Source organism: Bradyrhizobium sp. STM 3566 (assembly GCF_045571445.1).
Classification (GTDB): Bacteria; Pseudomonadota; Alphaproteobacteria; order Rhizobiales; family Xanthobacteraceae; genus Bradyrhizobium; species Bradyrhizobium vignae.
Genome location: NZ_CP120692.1, coordinates 1,024,302 through 1,041,278, shown reverse-complemented (window position 1 = coordinate 1,041,278; position 16,977 = coordinate 1,024,302). Strand labels below are relative to the sequence as shown.

The following is a 16,977-nucleotide window of genomic DNA, read 5'->3' as shown; positions in this document are numbered from 1 at the left end:
TCCCTTCGACCAAAGGCGCGTTCTCTTTACGAATTTGCAGCCCTGTGTTGGTTTATGGGAGATTGATATCGCTGCTGCGCTTTGAGACGATGGCACCCAACAAGCAGCCTGTGATGGGCACCAAGCCGAGGGAACGCCATGCCGATCGTCAAGGCCGATCGCCTCACGCGCGTCAGCGCCGCCCTGCTGCGCGCCGCCGGGGCGTCCGAGGAGGAGGCCGATGCTGTCGCAATCGGTTGCGTCAACGCCAATCTCGCCGGCCATGATTCCCACGGCGTGATCGCCGTTCCCACCTACATCGACCGCATCAAGGCCGGTCATATCGTTCCCGGCGCCAAGTGGACGATCGTCCAGGAATCGCCGACCACGACCGTGATCGACGGTCATTGGGGCTTTGGCTTTCACGTCAACGCAAAGGCCATGGCGCTGACGATCGAGAAGGCGAAGACCGCGAACGTTGCCGCCTGCACCGTGTTCCGGCAGAGCCATGTCGGCCGCCTCGCCGCCTATCCCTTGATGGCGATGCGCGAAGGCATGATCGGGATTGCAACGGCGGACTCCGGCCGCTCGCCGAAACACGTCGCTCCGTTCGGCGGCAAGGAGGCGCGGCTCGGCACCAACCCGATCTCGATCGCGGTACCGTCCGATCTCGATGCACCCTTCTGTCTGGACATGGCGACTTCGGCGGTGGCGGCCGGCAAGATCCAGCTCGCGGTCGCGCGTGGCGAGGAGATCCCGACGGGATGGATCATCGATGCCGAGGGGCGTCACACCATCGACCCCACCCAATATCGCAAGGGCGGCGCGCTGCTGCCGCTCGGCGGCACCGAAGGCTACAAGGGCAGCGGCCTCGCCGCCATGGTCGAGGTGCTTTGCGGCCTGCTCACCGGTCTCGGTTTTGGCGTCGAGCCCACGGGGCGTCATAATGACGGCTGCTTCATGGCGGTCTTCAATGTCGCTGCGTTCCGCCCGCTGCAGGAGTTCAAGCGCGAGGTCGCGGAATTCGCGCGCTATCTGAAATCGACGCCGCCGTCCGAGGGCAGCGCGGGCGTCTGCTATCCCGGCGAGATCGAGGGTTTGCGCGAGCAGCAGCGCCTGCGCGACGGCATCGAGATCGAGGATGCCACGTGGGAGAAGCTGCGCACGCTGGCCCGTGAGTACAGGCTCGACACGGTGCTCGATCTGGCCTGACGGCATCAGGAGAACAGCGGCATGAATCGGCAGATGGTACTGGTCGGCTTCCTTCAGGCACAGAACTGCACGAACTTGCCGAGCTCCTGGCGGCATCCGGACTCGCGCGCCGATTCGATGTCGGCAGACTATTATCAGGAGATCGCCAGAATCCTCGAAGCCGGCAAGTTCCACATGGCCTTCTTCGACGACCGCCTGGCGATGCCGGACCGCTATGGCAACGACCACGCCCACACCGTCGAATACGGCATCCGCTGCGTGAAGATGGATCCGCTGATCGTGCTGACCACGATGGGCGTCGTCACCGAGAAGCTCGGCCTTGGCGCGACCTGCTCGACCACCTATTACGAACCGTTCGACGTCGCCCGCCGCTTCGCAACGCTCGACCTGATGTCCGGCGGCCGCGCCGGCTGGAACGTCGTCACCTCGCTGAACGACGGCGAAGCGCTTAACATGGGCCGCGACTCCCATCCCGAACACGATTCCCGCTACGACCGCGCCGATGAGTTCATGGAGGTCGTGCTCGGCCACTGGGACACCTGGGAAGATGGCGCGCTCATCATGGACAAGACCAGCGGCCGCTTTGCCGACCCGACCAAGGTGAAGCGGCTCGACCACCAGGGGCCGGCCTTCAAGTCTCGAGGTCCGTTCACCGTGCCGCGCTCGCAACAAGGCCATCCCGTCATCATCCAGGCCGGTGCATCCGGCCGCGGTCAGCGCTTTGCCGGCCGCTGGGGCGAGGTGATCTTCACCGCCGCGCGCAGCCTCGATGCCGCCAAGGCAGGCTATGCTTCCGTGCGCAACGAGGCCGCAAAAGCCGGCCGCGATCCCGACCAGATGTTCCTCTGCAACCTGACGACGCCGGTCTGCGCCGCGACCAAGGCGGAGGCCGAGGACAAGATGGCGTTGATCAACAAACTGCCGCTCGAAATCGACGCGCTGTCGCTGCTCGCCGAAGCGCTCAATTATGACTTCGCCTCCAAGGACATCGACGAGCCGTTGACCACGGAAGAGCTGAAGAGCATGCAAGGCATCCTGGGCATCCGCGACGGCGTGCTGAAGACGTCAGGCAAGAGCAACCCGAGCGCACGCGACTTCGTCACTTTCTCCGGCCGCGGCCAGGTGCAGGACGCGATGGTCGGCGGTCCCAGGGAGATCGCCGACAGACTTGAAGAGATGTTCGTGGAGCGCGGCTGCGACGGCTTTGTCGTTGCGGCGACTTACGTGCCCGGCTCCTACGCCGATTTCGTGCAACACGTGGTACCGGAATTGCAGCGGCGCGGCCTGTTCCAGAAAGACTATCGCGGCAAGACGTTGCGCGAAAATCTGGGACTGAAACGGCCGGCCGCCGGTGCCTGGAAGATGCAACCGCGCGATGCCGCGGAATAACAACGAGGACGCACCATGCGCTGGTTGAAATTCACCGCCTCGGGCGTGACCTCCTGGGGTCTCGTCGAGAACGACGAGGTCGTCGCGATCGACGGCGATCCGCTCGGTGAATGGCAACGCACCTCGCGCACGTATCCGCTTGGCGACGTCAAGGTCGAGCTGCCGCTGATCCCGCGCACCTTCTATTGCGTCGGCCTGAACTATCTGAAGCACCTGAAGGAGGCCGCCGACAAGCGCGGCGAGATTCCGGCGGTCCCCGACCGGCCCGAGATCGGCTACCGCGCGCAGAACGCGCTGATCGCCCACGACGAAGACGTCGTGATCCCTTCCTTTGCAACGGACAAGATCCACTACGAGGGCGAGCTCGTCGTGGTCATCGGCAAGAAGGTGAAGCATCTCACCGAAGCGAACGCGATGGATTGCGTGTTCGGCTACACCATCGGCAACGACGTCAGCGAACGCAGCTGGCAGAAGGCCGACCGCAGCCTGTGGCGCTCGAAGAACGCCGATACGTTCAAGCCGATGGGCCCGTGGATCGAGACCGAAGCCGATCTCGACAAGATGGAGACGATCGTCCGGGTCAACGGCACGGAGACCAATCGCTTCGTGACCGGCGACATGATCTTCGGCGTGGTGCCGTTCCTGGTCGAACTGACGAAGTATTTCACGCTATGGCCCGGTGATGTGATCTGGATGGGCACGGACGGCGCCTCGCCTGACATCAAGCACGGCGATGTCGTCGAGATCGAGATCACCGGTATCGGCAAGCTGCGGAACAGGTTCGTGCGGGAGGGGCAATAGCTCAGCGCTCAGCGCTCAGCGCGCGGTCCGGGATCGGCCCTTCACGTGATCTATAAAGGCTCTGAGCTTCGGCATGATTTGTCGATGGCTGGGATAGTAGAGAAACACCCCCGGCGTCATCGGAGCGAATTTCTCCAGCACGGCGACGAGTTTTCCCGTTCTGACGGCGTCGGTCGCCAGCGGCCCTGGCACTTGCGCAAGGCCGACGCCTTCGACGGCGGCACCTAGCATCGTCGGAAAGTCATTGGCGATGAAGGGACCTGCGACGGCAATCTCGATCGAACGACCGCCGTCGTTGAGCGACCACGGCGCGAGCGCACCGTTTGATCGCCGCAATCTCAGGCATGCGTGCTCGTGCAGATCGTCCGGCCGCCGCGGCCGGCCGCGGCGTTCAAGGTAGCCCGGGCTGCCCACGATCAGGAAAGGCAACGGTTTCGTCAGGCGGACCGCAACCATGTCCGGGGAGATGAACTGCCCCATCCTGAGGCCGGCATCGAAACCACCGGCGGCGAGGTCGACCAGTTCTTCGCTTGCAGCGAGCTCCACCTCGATCTCCGGAAATGCCTGACAGAACGAGGCGACCAGGGGCTCCAGCAGAATCGGCACGACCGATCGCGGGACAGTGAGGCGCAGGAGCCCAGCCGGCCGCTGTCCAAGGTCGCGCGCGGCCCCGCTTGCCGCGACGAGCTCCTCGAAGGCGGGCCTCGCGCGCGCAAAGAACCGCTCGCCGGCCTCGGTCAGATTGACGCTGCGAGTCGTGCGCAGGAACAGCACGGCGCCGACGCGGGCTTCGAGTGCGCGCACCGCCTGGCTGATCGCCGACGGCGTCACCCCGAGCTCGGCAGCCGCCCGGCGGAAACTGCGGTGCTGGGCGACGCTCAGGAACGCCTCCACACCGTCGAGCGCACCCTGCCTGACTGTGAAGTTCTGCTTCATGGCCTATCAATATTATCGCGAATAGTCGCTCTCGCAAAGACGGCCTTACATCAGGATCGCAAATGCGCCGCTGGGTGCGTCCGACATTTGCGACATCGCGGCCATGGCCGCGATCGGAGAGATGAAACCGATGAAGGCAATCCGCAACATCGTCCTGGCACTCACCCTCACACTGACAGGTGTTACCCCCATGGCAGAGCCATCCCTTGCCCAAGCGCAAACCACGTCACCGACAACCGGCGTGATGGTCATTGTGACTGTCAGGCCAGGCATCACACGCGAACAGGTCATGGCGGTGATGCCCGATGAAATCAGGCAAACCACCCAGCTCTATCTCAACGGGATGGTTCGCGAATGGTATTCGCGGTCCGATGGGCGCGGAGCCGTCTTCCTGCTGAGCGTCAAGGATGTCGCCGAAGGGCACGCGATCATGGAAGGCCTGCCGCTGGCCAAGCAGAATCTCATCGACCACGAGTACATCGCGGTCGGTCCGCTCATGCCGCTCCGCCTGCTCATGGCCAAACCCTGAGCGTCGCCACGTCGATCGATAGGCATCGTCCCGGCTCGACAGCAGGGTCAAACATAGGGACTCCGAACGTGCCGCCGAACTTCAATCTTCCATTCGTTCTCAGCGTCGCCGGCGCTTTCCTGACCAGCTCGGTGGTCGCCGCCATCTACGTTTGGCCGGCGATCCGCGTGATGCCGCGCTATGACGCCCTGAGACTCATCGCAGCTTTCCATGCGTTCAGGTTCTTGGGAATGAACTTCATGGTGACCGGGTTCGTCTCTGCGGAGTTGAGTTCGCGCTTTGCCGCCGAGGTGGGATGGGGCGATCTTATCGCCGCCGTCCTCGCGCTTCTGTCGATGGCGGCTCTCTCATGGCGATGGTCTATCGCTATCCCTGTGGTCTGGATCTTCAACGTTTGGGGGACGCTCGACCTCCTGAACGCGTACTACATGGGCGCGACGAAGATCCCGGATCCCGGCCTGTTCGGCGCGGGCATTTATATTCCGACCCTCTACGTACCACTGCTGCTCGTCAGCCACGTCCTGGCCTTCATGATTCTGCTCAGGGCCGGAGGAGAGGCAAAAAGTTCGTGAGCTCAGAGAGGATCGCGATCGGTCACATGCCGGCCGCGAGCCTGACATGCGTCCGCAACCACGACGTTCCAGGTATGGTGAGCACATCAGCACCGATGCTGGTTCCGCCACCATGGTTGCGCCGCTTCTCTCGTTGCGCGAATTGCGCCGGCGGTCGGAGACGGCGTGAGCCGCGGATCCCTGACCTTGCCTCAAAACGGCAGCGCCACACTCGTCTTGATCTCCTTCAGCACCACATTGCTGCGGACGTAGCGGATGCCGGGAATACGGAACATGAACTCGTCGAGGAAGCGGTTGTAGGCCGCCATATCCTGCACGACGACGCGCAAGTGATAGTCGGCATCGCCCGTGGTCGCGAAGCATTCCAGCACCTCGCGGCGCTTCGTCACCCGCGTAACGAACTCGTCCACGAACTTCGCATCGTGCCGCTCCAGCGAGACGTGAAGGATGGCGGACATCGCAAAGCCCGCCTGCTCGCGCGCGACCAGCGCCGCATAGCCCTGGATGACGCCGCTCTCTTCGAGCGCCCGCACCCGCCGCCAGCAGGCCGAGGTGGACATGCCGACTTCATCCGCGAGCTGCTGGTTGGTCGCACGGCCATCCTTCTGGAGGTGGGCGAGAATGCGCGTGTCCTGCTCTTCGATCATGAACGCCTCTCCAATTCGATCAAATCTACCAAATTCGTCATCACAATGCAAAATTCTACCGAATACGGCCTTGGTACCGGATAAATAGGTAGGACCTACCAACGACCAAGGCATAACTTCCATCGTTGGGCAGGATGCCGCGCGAGGTCCGCCATGGACGCCATTCCGTCACTCGATACTTACGAACTCTCTGATCGCTACGATCGCGAGGAGGGCCGCGTCTTCCTCACGGGCACGCAGGCCATCGTCCGCATCGCACTCGATCAGGCGCGTCGCGACCGGGCGAGCGGTCTCAACACCGCGGGCTTCATCTCGGGCTATCGCGGCTCACCACTCGGCGGCATCGATCTCGAGCTGTGGCGCATTCAGGAACGGCTGAAACGGGATCGCATCGAATTCCTGCCGGCCGTCAACGAGGACCTCGCGGCGACCGCGGTGCTCGGCTCGCAGCAGGTCGAGACGCAAGGGGACCGCGAGGTCGATGGCGTGTTCGGGCTCTGGTACGGCAAGGGCCCCGGCGTCGATCGCTCCGGCGATGCGCTCAAGCACGGCAACGCCTATGGCTCCTCGCCGCATGGCGGCGTGCTGGTGGTCGCCGGTGACGATCATGGCTGCGTCTCCTCCTCGATGCCGCACCAGTCAGACGTCGCCTTCATGAGCTGGTTCATGCCGACGCTGCACCCGGCCGATGTCGGTGAATATTTGGCTTTCGGCGAGTATGGCTATGCACTGAGCCGCTTCTCCGGCATGTGGGTCGGCTTCAAGGCGATTTCGGAGATCGTGGAATCAGGCGCATCCGTCGCGCTGCGCCCGCCGCGCGCCTTCCGAATGCCCGACTTCACGCCACCGCCGGGCGGCCTGCACTATCGCTGGCCCGACTTGCCGGGCCCGCAGATCGAGGAACGGCTGGAGGCGAAGAAGCACGCGGTCTATGCCTTCGCCAAGGCCAACCCGATCGATCGCCACATCTACGACATTCCGGACGCGACATACGGCATCGTGACCACAGGCAAGGCGCATCTCGATTTGATGGAGGCGCTGCGGTTGATGGGCCTGGATGAAGCTGGCTGCCGCAGCATCGGCATCGACGTCTACAAGGTCGGCATGGTTTGGCCGCTGGCGCTGCATGACGCCATGGACTTCGTGAAAGGCAAGCGCGAGATCCTCGTGGTCGAGGAGAAGCGCGGCATCATCGAGAGCCAATTCAAGGAATACTTTTACGGCTATCCCGGCAGCAAGCCGGAGCGCATGGTGGGCAAGCATGACGAAACCGGCGCAAGGCTGATTTCCTGGATTGGCGAATTGTCGCCGCGGGCGCTCGCTTCCGTGCTGGCGCGCCGGCTCGATCCGATGTTTCCCGGCCTCAATCTCGCCGCCCGCGCAGCCGCCTTAATGCCGGAAGCGGCGCGCACGATCAACGTCAGCGGCGCAACACGCACGCCGTATTTCTGCTCCGGTTGCCCGCACAACACTTCGACAAAAGTGCCTCAGGGATCGAAGGCACTCGCCGGCATCGGCTGCCATTTCATGGCGAGCTGGATGGACCGCGAGACCTCCTCGCTGATCCAGATGGGCGGCGAGGGCGTGAACTGGGCAGCATCGTCGCGGTTCACCGGCCACAAGCACATCTTCCAGAACCTCGGCGAAGGCACCTATTATCACTCCGGCTCGATGGCGATCCGGCAGGCGATCGCGGCTGGCGCCAACATCACCTACAAGATCCTGTTCAACGATGCCGTCGCGATGACCGGCGGCCAGCCGGTCGACGGCCCCGTCAGCGTGCATGCCATCGCACACAGCGTCCGCGCCGAAGGCGTGGCACGCATCGCATTGGTGTCGGACGATCCCGCGCAGTTCAGCCCGGCGGACCTGCCCAGCGGCGTGACCATTCACCCCCGCGAGGACATGGAGGCCGTGCAGCGCGAACTGCGCGAGATTCCCGGCGTCTCGGTGCTGATCTATCAGCAGACCTGCGCTACCGAGAAGCGGCGCCGGCGCAAGCGCGGACAGATGGTCGATCCCAAGCGCTTCGCCTACATCAACGATCTCGTCTGCGAGGGCTGCGGCGACTGCTCGGTCGAATCCAACTGTCTCAGCGTCGAGCCGAAGGAGACGCCGTTCGGCCGCAAACGCCAGATCAACCTGTCGGCCTGCAACAAGGATTTTTCTTGCCTGAACGGCTTCTGCCCCAGCTTTGTTACCATCGAGGGGGCGACGCGTCGGAAGAAGAGCGCGAGCCAGATCGACGTAGCCGGCCGCGCAGCCACGCTACCCCTACCCGCGCCCGCAACACTCGACCGCCCCTATGACTTGCTTGTCACCGGCGTCGGTGGCACCGGCGTGATCACGGTCGGCGCGCTGATCGGCATGGCCGCGCATCTCGAGCGTCGCGGCGTCTCGGTGCTGGACTTTACCGGTTTTGCGCAAAAATTCGGGCCCGTACTGAGCTACATCCGCATTGCGTCAAGTCCCGACGCGCTGCACCAGGTGCGCATCGACCAGGGTGCGGCCGATGCGCTGATCGGCTGCGACCTCGTCGTCAGCTCTTCGCCGAAGGCGTCCGGCACCTATCGTCGCGGCACGCGCGCCGCGGTCAACACGGCGGAAATGCCGACCGGCGACGTTGTCCGCTTCCGCGATGCCGATCTCGCTTCGCCAGCTCGCCTGCGCGCAATCCGTCAGGTCGTCGGCAATGACAATCTCGACACGATCAATGCCAATGCGCTGGCCGAGCGCCTGCTCGGCGATGCTGTCTATTCCAACATCATCATGCTGGGCTTTGCCTGGCAGCGCGGTCTGGTTCCGGTCTCGCTGCAGGCGTTGCTTCGTGCGATCGAGCTCAACGGCGTCGCCGTCGAGCGTAACAAGCAGGCCTTGGCCTGGGGTCGGATCGCCGTGGCCGATCCGGACTTTGTGCCGAAAGCAAACGGTGCGCCCGAAGCCGAGACGCTCGAGCAGCTCATCGCCCCGCGTGCTGAGTTCCTCACGGCCTACCAGAATGCGGCCTATGCGACGCGCTACCGGACGATCGTCGCAAAAGTGCGTAATGCCGAAGCGAACCTGAACAGCGAGGCGCTGACCGAGGCGGTCGCTCGCGCGCTGTTCAAGCTGATGGCCTACAAGGACGAGTACGAGGTGGCGCGGCTGCACATGCGAATCGGCTTCCTCGACGAGTTGAAGGGCGAATTCGAGGACGGCTTCACAATCCAGTATCACCTCGCCCCGCCGTTCCTGCCGTCGCGGCGCGATGCACGTGGACGTCCGCGCAAACGTGTCTTCGGCCAATGGATCCAGATACCTCTGGCCATGCTCGCGCGCTTGAAAGGGTTGCGCGGAACGCCGTTCGATCCGTTCGGCTATACCGCAGAACGGCGCGCTGAGCGCGAACTGATCGCCTGGTATGAGGGCCTGATCGAGCGGATGCTGGGCGAGCTCGACACGGCGCGTCTTCCGGATCTCGTTGCCGTAGCGAAGGCCCCCATGGACATTCGCGGCTATGGGCCCGTGAAAGAGGCTGCGATCGTGTCGGTCAAGACCGAGGTCGAATCCCTGCTCGCGCGGCCGAGAGCGGCGCGAGCGGCCTGAGCGCAGCGTCGCTCATGAATACGGGTTGATCAGCTTCTGCTGCTCGGCGCTGTGGTGCACGAGCAGGTCTATGAAGGTCCTGACTTTCGCCGACAGATGATGACGATGCGGATAGACCGCATTCATGGAGAGCTCGACCGTTCGATATTCCGGCAAGAGGCGGACGAGACGGCCGGCTTCGAGATCGTCCTGAATGAGAAACCCTGCCATCAGGCAGACGGCCGCACCCTCCAGGGCGACCTTGCGCAGTGCTTCCCCGCTATTGGTGACGAAGCTGCCCGAGATACGCACGGCGGCTGGTGTGCCTTTGCGATCAAGGAAACGCCATTCGTCGCCGAATGGATAGTTCAAATGCCGACCACAATTATGCCCGGTGAGCTCGTCGAGCTTCTGCACCCGGCCGTGCTTTTCGATGTAATCGTGGGAGCAGCACAGCACGTGACGCCAGGTGGCTAGGCTCCGCACGATCAGGCTCGAATCGGGCGGCGGGATCATGCGCAGCGCAACGTCGTAGCCTTCCTCGATGAGATCGACATCGGCCTCGCCCATGCGCAGATCGATCTTGAGCTCCGGATAGGTCGACAGCAGTTTCGCCACGACCGGCGCGACGAACGGCACCATATGGGTGGCGACGTGAATGCGCAGCGTGCCGCGAGGCACCGACTGCAATTCGCTCGCAATGTCGTCGGCCTGTTCGATGTCGGCGAGGATCTGGACGCAGCGTTCGTAATAGGCCTTGCCGATCTCGGTCAGATTGACCTTGCGCGTGGTGCGGTGAAGCAGCCTCACCCCGAGCCGGTCTTCCAATGCCTGAATGTGATTGCTCACCATGGTGGTCGACATGTTGAGCTTGCGGGCTGCTGCGGAGAAGCCACCGGTCTCGACCACCCGGCTGAATACTTCGAGGCTGGTCAATCGATCCATGCTTCCCTGCACCAGGATGTACGCATCAGCAGCAATCGCGCGACAGAGGCAGCAATCACTCTGGCGCGTCGCGAGCCTGACCCGCTAGACATTGCGAACCAAGCCGATGGTTCCGATTATCCACTTGCAACGGATAATCCTTTCAGAATTTTGCCAATTATCATCCGGGCCGGCAAGACCGATAGTCTCAGCGAGCCGACAGGAGACCGCAATGTCCGAGATGCCCCGCACCGAGATCTTCCAGCAAGCGACAGAAATCACTCGCGATTGCTCCAAGGTGCCGCCAGCCATCCCGGCCCGGAACATGGTCCGGCGCGCGGCCTTGGTGCTCGCGCTCCTCGCGGGGACGACAGCCCTCGCCTACTACGGACACGATTACTGGACCAGGGGCCGCTACCTCGAGACCACCGACGACGCCTACGTGAAGGCGGACTCCACGATCATCGCGCCGAAGGTCTCCGGGTACATCGCAAAAGTGCTGGTCGGCGACAACGAGAAGGTCAAGGCAGGCCAGCTGCTGGCCAAGATCGACGACCGCGATTTCAAGGCGGCACTCGACCAAGCCCGCGCCGATGTCGCGGCTGCCGAAGCATCCGTACGCAACATCGATGCCCAGCTCGAACTGCAACAGCCGATCATCGCGCAAAGCACGGCTGATGTCGCTGCTGCGGATGCCAATCTGAAATTCGCGCAGGAGGAGCGCGCCCGCTACGACGACCTGATGAAGTCGGGCTCCGGTACGATCCAGCGTGCGCAGCAGACCGATGCGGCGCTACGCGCCAGCAATGCGCAATTGCAGCACGCCAAATCCGGCCTTCTGGCTGCACAGCGCAAGATCGACGTGCTCACCACGCAGCGCGCCCAGGCCGCGGCCCAGCTCGAGCGTGCCCGTGCGGTCGCGCAGCAGGCGGCGTTGAACCTGTCCTATACCGAGATCACCGCGCCGGTGGACGGCACGGTCGGCGCCCGCAGCCTGCGCGTCGGCCAATACGTGCAAGCCGGCACGCAATTGATGGCGGTGGTGCCGCTCGATGCGGTCTATGTCGTTGCCAACTTCAAGGAGACCCAGCTCACGCATGTGCGGCCCGGCCAGCCGGTCGAACTGCACGTCGACAGTTTCCGCAATCGGACCCTGCACGGCCGTGTCGATAGCTTGTCGCCGGCGAGCGGGCTCGAATTCGCGCTGCTGCCGCCCGATAACGCGACCGGCAACTTCACCAAGATCGTGCAGCGCGTTCCGGTGAAGATCGTGCTCGACGACCACAGTCTCACCGGCCTGCTGCGCCCCGGCATGTCCGCGGTGCCGACCATCGACACCAAGGCGACGGTGCTGGCCGATCGCGAGACGGCCAAACGTCTCGCCAACAACGCCTCCCGCCCCGACGGGAGCTGACGCCGGAAGGCTCCGGCAGGATTGTCAAATCCTGCCGGATGATCCTTCCAGGACTTCCTCGATTATCGAAATCGTCCGCCTATCGCATCCTGTCTCCGTACCCGAGACGAGGCTTCCATGAGCACGCTCCAACCCGCCCTCAACGTCGCATCCGCCGCCACCATTCCCACCCCCGCCGCTCGGGCGGTGCTCGCGAAAACCTGGATCGCTGTGATCGGCGCGACGCTCGGCGCCTTCATGGCGGTGCTGAACATCCAGATCGTCAACGCCTCGCTCGCCGACATCCAGGGCGCGATCGGCGCCGGCATCGACGACGGCGGCTGGATCTCGACCTCCTATCTGATCGCCGAGATCGTGGTGATCCCGCTGTCGGGCTGGCTCGCGCAGGTGTTCTCGATTCGAATCTATCTGCTCACCAATGCGATCCTGTTCCTGGCTCTGTCCGCAGCCTGCGCGCTGGCGCAGGATCTGTCCCAAATGATCGTGCTGCGTGCGATCCAGGGCTTCACCGGCGGCGTGCTGATCCCGATGGCTTTCACGCTGATCATCATGCTGTTGCCGCGCGGCAAGCAGCCGGTCGGCCTCGCGCTGTTCGCACTGTCGGCGACGTTCGCACCGGCGATCGGGCCGACCATCGGCGGCTATCTCACCGAGAATTTCGGCTGGCAGTACATCTTCTACGTCAATTTGGTGCCCGGCGCGATCATGGTTGGCATGCTCTGGTACGCGCTCGAGGCCAAGCCGATGAAGCTGTCCCTCCTGCGCGAGGGCGACTGGGCCGGCATCATCACCATGGCGATCGGCCTTTCCGCGCTCCAGACCGTGCTGGAGGAGGGCAACAAGGACGACTGGTTCGGCTCGCCCTTCATCGTCAAGCTGTCGATCATCGCCGCCGTGGCGCTGACCGCCTTCCTCATCATCGAGCTCACGGTGAAGAAGCCACTGTTGAACCTGCGCCTGCTGGTGCGACGCAATTTCGGCTTCGGCATGCTCGCGAACTTCCTGCTCGGCATCGCGCTCTACGGCTCTGTGTTCATCCTGCCGCAATATCTGTCGCGCATCCAGGGCTACAATGCCGAGCAGATCGGCATGGTGCTGGCCTGGACCGGACTGCCGCAGTTGGTGCTGATCCCGCTGGTGCCGCGCCTGATGCAGCGCTTCGATGCGCGGATCATCATCGGCATCGGCTTCGCGCTGTTTGCGGCATCCAATTTCATGAACATCTACATGAGCAACGACTACGCCGCCGACCAGCTGCTGTGGCCCAATGTCGTTCGCGCGGTCGGACAGGCCCTGGTCATGGCGCCGCTGTCGGCGGTGGCGACCGCCGGCATGGAGGCCGAGAATGCCGGTTCGGCTTCCGGCCTGTTCAACATGATGCGCAATCTCGGCGGCGCGGTCGGCATCGCGCTGCTCCAGACCGTGCTGACCAAGCGCGAGCAGTATCACTCCAACGTGCTGATGCAGTCGGTCTCGGTATTCGGGCAGGCGACGCGCACGCGGCTGGAGCAACTCACCCAGTATTTCATCAACCACGGTGTCCTCGACCATGCGGACGCTGCGCATCGCGCCTATGTCGCGGTCGGCCGTATCGTGCAGAAGCAGGCCTATGTCCTCGCCTTCAGCGACACCTTCTATCTGCTCGGCATGGCGCTGATCGTGGCGCTGCTCGCCGTCCTCTTCCTGAAGAAGCCCCGGCAGACCTCGGCCGGTGGTGCCCACTGATTTCACCCCAGCAAGCAAGGAGAACGACCATGAAGCCCCGTATGAACTTCTACCAGGCCGCACCCGACACGATGAAGGCGCTGATGGCGCTGGAAGAGCAGATCCAGTCGACAGGCCTGGAGAAATCGCTGATCGAGCTGGTCAAGATCCGGGCATCGCAGATCAACGGCTGCGCCTTCTGCATCAACATGCATACTGAGGACGCCCGCAAGCGCGGCGAGACGGAGCAGCGCATCTACCTGCTGAATGCCTGGCGCGAATCCCCGCTCTATTCCGACCGCGAGCGCGCCGCGCTGGCCTGGACGGAGGCGGTGACGCTGATCTCAGAGACGCACGCGCCGGACGACGTCTACGAACAGGTTCGCGCGCAATTCTCCGACGCGGAGACAGTGAACCTGACCATGCTGATCGGGGCGATCAACGCCTGGAACAGGATCGCGATCGCGTTCCGTGCGGTACATCCGGTAAAGGTGAAGGCGTCGGTGGCGTAGGGGCGTGCGCCTCAGCGCAGGTTTCGTACGGTGGGCAAAGGCGCACTTGCGCCGTGCCCACCATTTCTCCATGAATCCAACAGAAGACGTGGGCACGCCTCGCTTTGCCCACCGATAGCGGAGTGCGGCTCAGACCGCCGTCGCCTTGGCGAACTCCACGTAGATCTCGCGCAGCCGCGTTGCCATCGGGCCGGGCTCACCATTACCGATCTTCTTGCCGTCGATCGCGACCACCGGCTGCACGAAGGAGGATGCGCTGGTGATGAAGGCTTCCTTGGCGGCGAGCGCCTCGGCGACGGTGAAGGACCGCTCCTCGACACGGAGCTGGCGCTCCTCGGCAAGCGCGATCACGGCTTTGCGGGTGCAGCCCGGCAGGATCGCGTTGGAGTTCTTGCGGGTGACGATGACATCGTCCTTGGTGAGAATGAACGCCGAGGACGAGCCGCCTTCGGTGACATAGCCGTCTTGCAGCATCCAGGCTTCGCCGGCGCCGGCTTCGGCCGCAGCCTGCTTCGCCAGCACCTGCGCCAGCAGCGCGACGCTCTTGATGTCGCGGCGCTCCCAGCGGATGTCGGGCACCGTGATCACATTGATGCCGGTCTTTGCCACCGGAGCGTTGATGATGTCCTTCTCGGAGGTGAACATCACCAGGCTCGACTTGACGTCGCCCTTGGGGAACGGGAAGTCGCGGCCCTTGTCGGCGCCACGCGTGACCTGGAGGTAGACGAGGCCGCTTTCGAGCTTGTTGCGCGCGATCAGCTCCTTCTGCAGCTCGGTGATGCGCTCGACCGTCTCGGGCAGCTTCAGCTTGATCTCGCCGACAGACCGCTCCAGCCGCGCGAGATGCGAGGCATTGTCGACCAGCTTGCCATCCAGCACCGCCGAGACCTCGTAGATGCCGTCGGCGAACAGGAAGCCGCGATCAAGGATCGAGATTGTGGCTTCCGAGAGCGGGACGAATGAGCCGTTGACATAGGCGAGCGGGTCCAAGGCAAGTCTCCTGGCGGGAAAGGGAATTTAGCCATCGGTATAGGAGATTTGCCGGGCCCGATAAACCCTCGATCCGTCATTCCGGGGCATTCGCAAAGCGAATGAGCCCGGAATCCATCTCACATCGCGTACGGCCGCCAAATGGATTCCGGGCTCGCGACTGCGTCGCGCCCCGGACTGGCAACGTCTAATGCGACAGAATCTTCGACAAGAACTTCTGCGCGCGGTCACTGCGGGGCTTGCCGAAGAAGTCTTCCTTCGGAGCGTCCTCGACGATTTCACCGCGGTCCATGAAGATGACGCGGTTGGCGACCTTGCGGGCGAAGCCCATCTCATGGGTCACGACCATCATGGTCATGCCTTCGCGGGCAAGATCGACCATGACGTCGAGCACTTCGCTGACCATTTCGGGGTCGAGCGCCGAGGTCGGCTCGTCGAACAGCATCACGATCGGATCCATCGCGAGCGCGCGGGCAATCGCAACACGCTGCTGCTGGCCGCCGGAGAGTTGCGCGGGAAACTTCTGCGCCTGCTCTTTAAGCCCGACGCGCTCCAGCAGTTGCATGCCCTTGGTGACCGACTTGTCGTGGCCACGGCCAAGCACCTTCTCCTGGGCGAGGCAGAGATTGTCGATGATCTTGAGGTGCGGAAACAGCTCGAAATGCTGAAACACCATTCCGACGCGCGAGCGCAGTTTCGGCAGATTGGTCTTGGGATCATTGACCTTGGTGCCATCGACCAGGATGTCGCCGCTCTGGAACGGCTCCAGCGCATTGACGCATTTGATCAGGGTCGACTTGCCCGAGCCGGAGGGACCGCAGACCACGACCACCTCGCCCTTGGTGACGCTGGTGGTGCAGTCGGTCAGCACCTGGAAACTCGGGCTGTACCATTTGTTGACGTGGCTGATTTCGATCATGTGTTTCTCAAGCGCCTCAGCAGTCTCGATTCACCTCTCCCACGGGGAGAGGTCGGCGCGAAGCGCCGGGTGAGGGGTACAGGTCCATCGTCGGGGCGAAACCCCTCACGCGGATCGCTCGCGCGATCCGACCTCTCCCTGTGGGAGAAGTGAAGGGCACCTCATTTCGGAATCTGGAGTTCACGATCCACCTAGCGAATGATGGCGATGCGCGCCTGGAGACGGCGGACTCCAAAGGACGCGATACAGGAAATGGTGAAGTAGACGACTGCTGCGAACAGGTACATTTCGACGAGGCGCCCGTCGCGCTGGGCGACCTTGCTGGCCGCGCCGAGGAAGTCGGTGATCGAAAGCACGTAGACCAGCGAGGTGTCCTGGAACAGCACGATGGTCTGCGTGATCAGCACCGGCAGCATGTTGCGGAAGGCCTGCGGCAGCACGACGTAGCGCATGGTCTGGGCGTAGGTCAGGCCCAGCGCACTGGCCGCGGCCGGCTGGCCGCGCGAGATCGACTGGATGCCGGCGCGCATGATCTCGGAGAAGTACGCCGCCTCGAACATGATGAAGGTGATGAGCGAGGAGGCGAACGCGCCGACGCTGATCGGGCGCGAGGCGCCGGTCAGCCATTGCCCGATATAGGGCACCAGGAAGTAGAACCAGAAGATGACCAGCACCAGCGGAAGCGAGCGCATGAAGTCGACATAGATGCCGGCGATCCGGCCGAGCAGCTTGAGGCCGGAGAGGCGCATCAGGGCAAGCGCCGTGCCGAAGATCAGGCCGCCGAGAGCTGCGAGCCCCGTCAGCGTCAGCGTGAACGTCATGCCCTCATAAAACAGGTAGGGCAGCGCGCGGCGGATGACGTCGAAATCGAAGTTGCCGAGCATG

Annotated in this window: 15 protein-coding genes; 9 read left to right on the top strand and 6 right to left on the bottom strand. The window is 63.5% G+C overall.

Annotation, left to right across the window (positions count from 1 at the left end; translation table 11 throughout):
• Nucleotides 1-138: 138 nt before the first annotated feature.
• Genes P6U27_RS04935 through P6U27_RS04925 form a run of 3 tightly spaced genes read left to right on the top strand, consistent with a single transcriptional unit; the run spans nt 139 to nt 3,381 of the window.
• Nucleotides 139-1,191: an Ldh family oxidoreductase gene (locus P6U27_RS04935; protein ID WP_209294662.1), complete on the top strand. Its 1,053-nt coding sequence runs from the start codon at nt 139-141 to the stop codon at nt 1,189-1,191.
• Between the two features lie 21 nt (nt 1,192-1,212).
• The gene (locus tag P6U27_RS04930) at nt 1,213-2,580 is read left to right on the top strand and encodes an LLM class flavin-dependent oxidoreductase (protein WP_122400905.1); all 1,368 of its coding nucleotides are present in this window, start codon (nt 1,213-1,215) and stop codon (nt 2,578-2,580) included.
• 15 nt (nt 2,581-2,595) lie between these two features.
• The gene (locus tag P6U27_RS04925; protein WP_122400904.1) at nt 2,596-3,381 is read left to right on the top strand and encodes a fumarylacetoacetate hydrolase family protein; all 786 of its coding nucleotides are present in this window, start codon (nt 2,596-2,598) and stop codon (nt 3,379-3,381) included.
• Between the two features lie 15 nt (nt 3,382-3,396).
• Here P6U27_RS04925 and P6U27_RS04920 read toward each other — a convergent pair whose 3' ends face one another.
• Nucleotides 3,397-4,317 (bottom strand): LysR substrate-binding domain-containing protein, encoded by a 921-nt coding sequence (locus tag P6U27_RS04920; RefSeq protein ID WP_407193717.1) that lies wholly within the window; start codon nt 4,315-4,317, stop codon nt 3,397-3,399.
• A 103-nt stretch (nt 4,318-4,420) separates the two neighbouring features.
• On the opposite strand from P6U27_RS04920, the gene P6U27_RS04915 reads away from it, so the two are divergent.
• Both P6U27_RS04915 and P6U27_RS04910 read left to right on the top strand, forming a co-directional pair.
• Nucleotides 4,421-4,846, top strand: a complete 426-nt coding sequence (locus tag P6U27_RS04915; RefSeq protein ID WP_122400902.1) for a hypothetical protein — start codon at nt 4,421-4,423, stop codon at nt 4,844-4,846.
• A gap of 68 nt (nt 4,847-4,914) precedes the next feature.
• Nucleotides 4,915-5,418, top strand: coding sequence for a hypothetical protein (locus P6U27_RS04910; protein WP_122400901.1), 504 nt, complete (start codon nt 4,915-4,917; stop codon nt 5,416-5,418).
• Between the two features lie 191 nt (nt 5,419-5,609).
• Here the strand turns inward: P6U27_RS04910 and P6U27_RS04905 are convergent, their stop codons facing one another.
• Nucleotides 5,610-6,065 (bottom strand): Lrp/AsnC family transcriptional regulator, encoded by a 456-nt coding sequence (locus P6U27_RS04905; protein ID WP_122400900.1) that lies wholly within the window; start codon nt 6,063-6,065, stop codon nt 5,610-5,612.
• Between the two features lie 153 nt (nt 6,066-6,218).
• Here P6U27_RS04905 and P6U27_RS04900 point away from each other — a divergent pair, with 153 nt between their 5' ends.
• On the top strand, nt 6,219-9,650 hold the full coding sequence (locus P6U27_RS04900) for an indolepyruvate ferredoxin oxidoreductase family protein (protein WP_407193716.1): 3,432 nt from the start codon (nt 6,219-6,221) through the stop codon (nt 9,648-9,650).
• Nucleotides 9,651-9,662: 12 nt separating this feature from the next.
• Here the strand turns inward: P6U27_RS04900 and P6U27_RS04895 are convergent, their stop codons facing one another.
• Entirely contained in the window at nt 9,663-10,574 is a 912-nt protein-coding gene (locus tag P6U27_RS04895) for a LysR family transcriptional regulator (protein ID WP_122400898.1), read from the bottom strand.
• Between the two features lie 211 nt (nt 10,575-10,785).
• Between P6U27_RS04895 and P6U27_RS04890 the strand changes: the two genes are divergently transcribed.
• The 3 genes from P6U27_RS04890 (at nt 10,786) to P6U27_RS04880 (ending at nt 14,183) form a co-directional block, all read left to right on the top strand.
• Nucleotides 10,786-11,967, top strand: a complete 1,182-nt coding sequence (locus P6U27_RS04890) for an HlyD family secretion protein (protein WP_407193715.1) — start codon at nt 10,786-10,788, stop codon at nt 11,965-11,967.
• Between the two features lie 117 nt (nt 11,968-12,084).
• On the top strand, nt 12,085-13,692 hold the full coding sequence (locus P6U27_RS04885; RefSeq protein ID WP_209294659.1) for a DHA2 family efflux MFS transporter permease subunit: 1,608 nt from the start codon (nt 12,085-12,087) through the stop codon (nt 13,690-13,692).
• Nucleotides 13,693-13,721: 29 nt separating this feature from the next.
• Nucleotides 13,722-14,183, top strand: a complete 462-nt coding sequence (locus P6U27_RS04880) for a carboxymuconolactone decarboxylase family protein (protein WP_122400895.1) — start codon at nt 13,722-13,724, stop codon at nt 14,181-14,183.
• A gap of 129 nt (nt 14,184-14,312) precedes the next feature.
• On the opposite strand, the gene P6U27_RS04875 is transcribed toward P6U27_RS04880, so the two are convergent.
• From P6U27_RS04875 to P6U27_RS04865, 3 genes are all read right to left on the bottom strand, one after another.
• The gene (locus tag P6U27_RS04875) at nt 14,313-15,173 is read right to left on the bottom strand and encodes a D-amino-acid transaminase (protein ID WP_407193714.1); all 861 of its coding nucleotides are present in this window, start codon (nt 15,171-15,173) and stop codon (nt 14,313-14,315) included.
• Between the two features lie 187 nt (nt 15,174-15,360).
• The gene (locus P6U27_RS04870) at nt 15,361-16,092 is read right to left on the bottom strand and encodes an amino acid ABC transporter ATP-binding protein (protein ID WP_122400893.1); all 732 of its coding nucleotides are present in this window, start codon (nt 16,090-16,092) and stop codon (nt 15,361-15,363) included.
• Nucleotides 16,093-16,283: 191 nt separating this feature from the next.
• Nucleotides 16,284-16,976, bottom strand: coding sequence for an amino acid ABC transporter permease (locus P6U27_RS04865; protein ID WP_122400892.1), 693 nt, complete (start codon nt 16,974-16,976; stop codon nt 16,284-16,286).
• Nucleotide 16,977 lies beyond the last annotated feature (1 nt).

Bases quoted from the DNA above. Each gene is read 5' to 3' on its own strand.
- P6U27_RS04935 (WP_209294662.1), top strand. From the start codon at position 139: ATGCCGATCGTCAAGGCCGATCGCCTCACGCGCGTCAGCGCCGCCCTG.
- P6U27_RS04930 (WP_122400905.1), top strand. From the start codon at position 1,213: ATGAATCGGCAGATGGTACTGGTCGGCTTCCTTCAGGCACAGAACTGC.
- P6U27_RS04925 (WP_122400904.1), top strand. From the start codon at position 2,596: ATGCGCTGGTTGAAATTCACCGCCTCGGGCGTGACCTCCTGGGGTCTC.
- P6U27_RS04920 (WP_407193717.1), bottom strand. From the start codon at position 4,317: ATGAAGCAGAACTTCACAGTCAGGCAGGGTGCGCTCGACGGTGTGGAG.
- P6U27_RS04915 (WP_122400902.1), top strand. From the start codon at position 4,421: ATGGCCGCGATCGGAGAGATGAAACCGATGAAGGCAATCCGCAACATC.
- P6U27_RS04905 (WP_122400900.1), bottom strand. From the start codon at position 6,065: ATGATCGAAGAGCAGGACACGCGCATTCTCGCCCACCTCCAGAAGGAT.
- P6U27_RS04900 (WP_407193716.1), top strand. From the start codon at position 6,219: ATGGACGCCATTCCGTCACTCGATACTTACGAACTCTCTGATCGCTAC.
- P6U27_RS04895 (WP_122400898.1), bottom strand. From the start codon at position 10,574: ATGGATCGATTGACCAGCCTCGAAGTATTCAGCCGGGTGGTCGAGACC.
- P6U27_RS04890 (WP_407193715.1), top strand. From the start codon at position 10,786: ATGTCCGAGATGCCCCGCACCGAGATCTTCCAGCAAGCGACAGAAATC.
- P6U27_RS04885 (WP_209294659.1), top strand. From the start codon at position 12,085: ATGAGCACGCTCCAACCCGCCCTCAACGTCGCATCCGCCGCCACCATT.
- P6U27_RS04880 (WP_122400895.1), top strand. From the start codon at position 13,722: ATGAAGCCCCGTATGAACTTCTACCAGGCCGCACCCGACACGATGAAG.
- P6U27_RS04870 (WP_122400893.1), bottom strand. From the start codon at position 16,092: ATGATCGAAATCAGCCACGTCAACAAATGGTACAGCCCGAGTTTCCAG.
- P6U27_RS04865 (WP_122400892.1), bottom strand. From the start codon at position 16,976: ATGCTCGGCAACTTCGATTTCGACGTCATCCGCCGCGCGCTGCCCTAC.